At 34.7% G+C, this 2,529-nt stretch carries 2 protein-coding genes; both read right to left on the bottom strand.

Translation table 11 applies throughout. From position 1 onward, the window contains the following. Positions 1 to 147 precede the first annotated feature (147 nt). Positions 148 to 1,467: a glycosyltransferase gene (locus ACN4EE_RS22775; protein ID WP_431708802.1), complete on the bottom strand. Its 1,320-nt coding sequence runs from the start codon at positions 1,465 to 1,467 to the stop codon at positions 148 to 150. Positions 1,468 to 1,557: 90 nt separating this feature from the next. After that, on the bottom strand, positions 1,558 to 2,529 hold a 972-nt coding region (locus tag ACN4EE_RS22770), incomplete at its 5' end, for an FkbM family methyltransferase (protein ID WP_431708801.1).

Below are 2,529 nucleotides of genomic sequence, written 5' to 3'. Positions count from 1 at the left end.
ATTAGTATCGGGATCATCTATATCAGACATTAACACAATTACACGCACCCGTTGAGGTTTTGTAACCTCTAAACTCTGATCAAGATTTAACTGTCCTTTTTCATCAATAGTGGCTGTTACTTCTATGGCTTTCATCTTATCTGTATTTTATTTACTGGTAATATGACTATAAATTATATTCATTTTTTCGGCAACTCTAATCATCATCATCGGCGGAGAAATACTCGATCGAAAATCCTCTAATTTTTCGGGGTTATCACAAAGGGATTGGATTGCTTTCGTCCAAGATGATACCGAACTAGCCTCCACTAATAAACCATTGACATTATCGGTAACTAATTCCCCTATTCCGCCTAAATTTGAGCCAATAACAGGAATTTGAGCAGCGAAGGCTTCTAATATCACCATCGGACCAGTTTCTAACCATTGGGAAGGTACGGCTAAAACATGATATTTTTTCATTGTCTCTACTACTTGGGAAGCAGGAACAGGATTTTTGATAGTGATACGTCGATCGTTCTCTATTAAACTGTTGATAGATTCTTGATAGGCTGATTTTCCTTGAGAAATACCATAAATATCTAAGGTGACATTAAGTTGGGGTTTTTCTGCTAATGCTTTAATCAAAATATCAATTCCTTTGGTTTTATCAATGCGACCAAAAAACACTAACCTCAGAGGTTCAGATGGATTTTTTAAAAAAACTTGTTTTGTTACGGTTGGTAATTCTTGGCATAATCCTTGACGAATAACGGTGATTTTTTTCTCAGGGATATTATTTATTATTAAAACTCTCTTTACCCAGTCGCAAACTGCAATGATATGATCCACTTCATTCATTAGGGATTGAAAAGCCTGAAAACGTAATTTAACCAATTCAGGCATCTGTAAGGCTGTCCAGATTCCTCCTCGCAGATTTATTTTACTTAGAGTTTTACTAATAAACTTCGGTAAGTGAGCGATTCCTTTTGCAAAGGAAGATTTAAGTCCTAATCCTTGTAAAGTACAAGCCGTACATTTATTTATTTCTATTTTTCCATCACAAATTTGATTACCCCATTGTAACAATGTGCCTCGTTGACAGCTAACGGTAGGGGTATGGTAGGTAAAGATAACGGGAATACCTTTTGATTTAGCGATGCGGACTAGTTTTAAAGAAACTCCACGGGTGAAGGCGTGAAGATGAATTAAATCGGGTTTTTCTTGGTCTAAGATATGACTAAATTCTAATGCTCCTTTTTTATCTCCTTCTCCATAGATTTCCCTGAGATGCTTGATTTCTTCATTGATGGCAAAGCGTCTGATGGATAGTTGATTATGGGTGTAGGTTTGATTTGTGGCACTGGGAGCGCAGATAATATTGGTAATACCTAACTTAGTTAATTCTCTGGCTAAGGCTTCGACATAGACTTCTGTACCCCCCATGGGATCGGGATAGTAACAGAAGGGGAGGTGAATTATTTTCACGGAAAATACTAAATTAATTAAGTTAAAATGCTAATGAAAGGTTTAATTTTTTGGAAATCAAATACAACAAAAATGTTATTCTGACTTTACTTATAATCTCCAATTTTCAATCAATATTTTACAGGAATGATCACTCCCCATGAAAAAGTTAGTTGCAGTAGAAGCTATAAATTGGTCTGAATTTAATAAACGCAATTTTGTCAGTCTTAGTTCAAGAATACAAAAATCAAGTTTATTTGCGATCGACATAATTTGATCACGATCTTGAGTTACATTAGACTCAAACACGATGCCAAAACTTTCATTAATCTTTGATTTATAGGCTCCGTTAAGAACTGATAATTCATGCCCTTCTGTATCTATCTTTAAGAGAGCGTTTTTATAATTAAGTTGAAAGTTATCCAGACAGGCGATTTTGATCTCGTTAGATTGTAAATACTCTTGCTTTTGTTGATTTTGAATAATTGGAGTGCCAATTGTTGCTAACCATTCTTGCCCTTTTGGGTAAGTTAGTGTAACAATACCGTCCTTATCAGATAGTCCTATTTCATGCCAATTATGATATTCCCAATCATTTACTTGGCAAAGGTCAAAAAAGTATGCTTTGCATTGAGGCAAAGGTTCAAAACTATAAACCTCAGCTTGATTGGCAAGGAATAACGCTGTATGAGTTCCAAAATTTGCACCTATATCAAAAAAACGAGGTGATGTAACAACACAAAGATATATTCTGTAAACCTCTTTAACTTCAACGTCATGCCCCAATACAGATAAAGCAGCATCCCAGTCAAACCCTGAATGTTCTGAACGAAGAGGAATATTAACTTTACCATTAACAAAATTAAGGACAAAAAAATCTTTCTTAAAATCGATGGAGTAATTATATAGACTTTTTGAACTTTGGCTATGCAAATAATGACGGATTAATGGAGATTGTTGGTTGGCAATAAGATTATAGAGTGATAATCCTAATTTTGTAGATGCAAGGAAGCGATCTATTTTGGGCCGAAAAATACGAGTAATTCTGTTATCAATCAATTTGTAAATAAGATTTTTATGTGT

Origin of the sequence: Geminocystis sp. CENA526 (assembly GCF_050753365.1) — a bacterium.
Classification (GTDB): Bacteria; Cyanobacteriota; Cyanobacteriia; order Cyanobacteriales; family Cyanobacteriaceae; genus Geminocystis.
The sequence above is the reverse complement of the archived record's forward strand: the minus strand, read 5'-3'. Positions and strand labels throughout refer to the sequence as shown.